At 62.0% G+C, this 3,611-nt stretch carries 2 protein-coding genes and 1 pseudogene; all 3 read right to left on the bottom strand.

The features are described 5' to 3' along the window. Nucleotides 1-35 precede the first annotated feature (35 nt). On the bottom strand, nt 36-1,244 hold the full coding sequence (locus HX803_RS31430; RefSeq protein ID WP_178925972.1) for an HDOD domain-containing protein: 1,209 nt from the start codon (nt 1,242-1,244) through the stop codon (nt 36-38). A gap of 138 nt (nt 1,245-1,382) precedes the next feature. Then, complete coding sequence (gene gabT, locus HX803_RS31435; RefSeq protein WP_178925973.1) at nt 1,383-2,660, bottom strand: 4-aminobutyrate--2-oxoglutarate transaminase; 1,278 nt, start codon at nt 2,658-2,660, stop codon at nt 1,383-1,385. Between the two features lie 185 nt (nt 2,661-2,845). After that, nucleotides 2,846-3,611, bottom strand: a pseudogene (locus HX803_RS31440) (aldehyde dehydrogenase family protein); the annotation flags it as partial.

A 3,611-nucleotide genomic window follows, 5' to 3' on the forward strand; every position in this document is an offset into this window, starting at 1 on the left:
CTGGCAAGCCAGCGCCTACAAAGGCTGTGTGTTTTTCAGGAATTACGTACGCGGGTGAGTTCCGATAGACCCACCTTGAGCAATCGTGCGGTCTTACTCTTGGCCAGCTCTTCCAGCCCCTCATGCTCGGTCAAGCGCGCCATCTGCGCCGCCAGGTTCACCACCAGCGCATCCCGGGCGTACACGCCGCCTTCCAATGAGTAAATCGCCGCGATCAGCTGACGCAACTCCAGCGGCAGGCGCCAACGCGCTCGCAACGCCGAGCCGTAGGCCGCGCCAAAGGTGTAGAGGGATTCACCAATCGTCTCGTCATCCAACACGCCGCCACCCTGGCGCCAATCTTCCAGGCAACGCAGCAACGCCAAGTCGCCCAGCCGGTGCAGGATACCCGCGCTGTAGCAGCGCTCATGGTCCAGCTCCAGCATGCGCGCCAGACGACGGGCGTAGTCGGCGGTGTCCTGGGACAATTGCCAGTGACGCTCGGCATAGGCCACCAAAGCCGGATCACCCAGCACCACGTTGTGCTTGAGCGCCAGGCCGAGGATCAGGTTCATGCTCTGCCCCGCCACCAGTTTGTGCAGCGCAGCAGGCAAGGTCTGCACCGGTGTGCCGTGATGACCGGCGCTGTTGGCGGCGGCGATCAGTACGGCGGTGATTTGCGGGTCCATGCGCACCCGATCTTCCAGGCGCTTGAGGTCCAGGCCATCAGCGCCCAGGCTGTGCTGCACGGCGGCTTTCACGTCGACCCGCAAGGGCGCGCCGTCGCAGGTTTCGCGGCGGCGCTCCAGGAACACTGGCAAGGTCATGCCCGGCGCCAGCGGCGGAATCTCGCAGTACACGCTCTCGCCTTCATTGAGCAGCAGGTCCTGCAGGCGCTGGGTCAGGCCTTCCATGTTCAGGGGTTTGGTCAGGTAGGCGGTCGGCGCCAGGGGCAGGGCTTCCCGTACGCTGGCACTGTCATTGCGACTGCTCAGCAGAATGAACGGCAGGGCCGGCGAGCGGCGCTTCTGGCGCACGTTGCGCAGCAGACTCAGGCCATCGATGCCCGGCAATTCCCAATCCGCCATGATCAGATCGTAGGGTTTGTCTCGCAACAACGTGGCGGCCTCGTGCCCATCGGCACACACATCCAGCCGCGCGTCGCAGCGCACATTCAATAACACTTGCTTGAGCAGATCCCGCGACCAAGGGTCCGCCTCGGCAATCAACACTCGGGGTACAGCTGGCAAATCAACAGCAGTCATCCGCACGCTCCATCGGCAATGCTTGCACCTTAGACAATCAAGGCGCCTACGTACAATGAACACGGCCTGAATGTGCGGCAATGGGCATAAAAAAACCCGCCGAAGCGGGTTTTTTCTGTCGATCAGGTCAACTTCGGCTTACAGCTCGGAGAAGCACTCTTCGATGATCGCCAAGCCTTTGTCCAGTTGCTCGTCCGGCGAGGTCAGCGGAACCAGGACGCGCAACACGTTGCCGTAGGTGCCGCAGCTCAGCAGGATCAGGCCCTTGTCACGCGCCTTGGCCACCACGGAGGCAACGGCGGCAGCGTTTGGCTTGTGGGTGTCGCCATCGTCGAACAGCTCGACCGCGATCATCGCGCCCAGGGCACGCACTTCACCGATGACCGGGTACTTGGCCTGGATCGCTTTCAGACCGGTGACCAGGCGCTCGCCGACAGCCTTGCAGCGGTCCAGCAGGTGCTCTTCTTCGAACACTTCCATCACGGCCAGGGCCGCGGCGCAAGCGATCGGGCTACCGGCGTAGGTGCCACCCAGGCCGCCGGGTGCGATGGCGTCCATGTACTCAGCCTTGCCGCACACACCGGCCAACGGGAAGCCGCCCGCGATGGATTTGGCGAAGGTGGTCAGGTCGGCGGCAACGCCCATCTGTTCCATGGCGAAGAAGGTACCGGTACGGCCGGCACCGGTTTGCACTTCGTCGGCGATCAGCAGGATGCCGTGCTTGTCGCACAGTTCACGCAGACGCTTCATGAAGGATTTAGGCGCGACGTAGAAACCGCCTTCACCCTGCACGGGCTCGATGATGATGGCAGCGATATCACGCGGCTCGGCATCGTTCTTGAAGATGCGCTCGATGCTGGCAATAGCGTCGTCGTCGCTCACACCGTGCAGTTCGTTCGGGTACGACGCGCGGAACACGCCGCCGGGCATCAGGCCCATGCCGGCCGAGTACGGCACGACTTTACCGGTGAGGCCCAGGGTCATCATGGTGCGGCCGTGGTAAGCGCCAGTGAACGCGATCACGCCAGCACGGCCAGTGGCAGCGCGGGCGATTTTCACGGCGTTTTCAACGGCTTCAGAACCGGTGGTGACCAGCAGGGTTTTCTTGGCGAAATCACCTGGGACCTTGGCGTTCACTTTTTCGCACAGTTCCACGTAAGGCTCGTAGGCCAGTACCTGGAAGCAGGTGTGAGTCAGCTTGTTCAGTTGCTCGGTCACGGCCGCGATGATTTTCGGGTGCACGTGGCCAGTGTTCAGCACGGCGATACCGCCGGCGAAGTCGATGAACTCGCGACCTTCAACGTCGGTCACGGTGGCGTTCTTCGCGGATTCGGCGAAGATCGGGTGAATCTGGCCAACACCGCGTGGTACAGCAGCTTCGCGGCGTTTCATCAGGGATGCGTTGGTCTTGCTCATAAAGTCCTCATTCGCCACTCATCGGGTGGCGTGGTCCAAGGAATACGTGGCGGGGAGGAAACTGCGGCAGCATGCGATGATCGACTGCCACAGCTTTCCCGGCCACTACGAATAACGTCTTGAAACACGCAAAGGGTCAGCGCTCTCGTGCCCTCTGCGTTTACTGCAAGCTCTTGCCGGGGCGATCAGATGCCCAGGCAGAGGTATTTGATTTCCAGGTAGTCCTCGATCCCGTACTTGGAGCCTTCACGGCCCAGGCCCGAAGCCTTGATGCCGCCGAACGGCGCCACTTCGTTGGAGATCAACCCGGTATTCACGCCGACCATGCCGTATTCCAGGGCTTCAGCCACGCGGAACACACGGCCCAGGTCGCGGGCATAGAAGTAGGAAGCCAGGCCGAACTCGGTGTCATTGGACATCGCGATCACTTCGGCTTCGTCTTTGAAACGGAACAGCGGTGCCAACGGGCCGAAGGTTTCTTCCTTCGCAACAGCGGCATCTTTTGGCACGTTGGTGAGGATGGTCGGCTCGAAGAAGTTGCCTTCCATCACCTTGCCACCGGCCAGCAGCGTGGCGCCTTTTTTCAGCGCGTCGGCGATATGTTCCTGCACCTTGGCCACGGCTTTTTCGTCGATCAGCGGGCCAGTGGTGGTGCCTTCTTCCAGACCGTTGCCGATCTTGAGCTTGGCCACCGCCACCTTGAGTTTTTCAGCGAACGCGTCGTACACCGANNTCGTCGAACACGATGAACGGTGCGTTACCGCCCAGCTCCAGGGAGACTTTCTTGATGTCCTTGGCGCATTCGGCCATCAACTGGCGGCCAATTTCGGTCGAGCCGGTGAAGGACAACTTGCGCACGATCGGGTTGCCTGTCAGCTCGCCGCCGATGTCGCCGGCGCTGCCGGTGACCACGCTCAGCACGCCTTTCGGGATACCGGCACGGTGCGCCAG

The sequence above is a fragment of the Pseudomonas sp. P7548 genome (genome assembly GCF_013386585.1).
In the GTDB taxonomy this organism is placed as follows: domain Bacteria; phylum Pseudomonadota; class Gammaproteobacteria; order Pseudomonadales; family Pseudomonadaceae; genus Aquipseudomonas.

Bases quoted from the DNA above. Each gene is read 5' to 3' on its own strand.
- HX803_RS31430 (WP_178925972.1), bottom strand. From the start codon at position 1,244: ATGACTGCTGTTGATTTGCCAGCTGTACCCCGAGTGTTGATTGCCGAG.
- gabT (WP_178925973.1), bottom strand. From the start codon at position 2,660: ATGAGCAAGACCAACGCATCCCTGATGAAACGCCGCGAAGCTGCTGTA.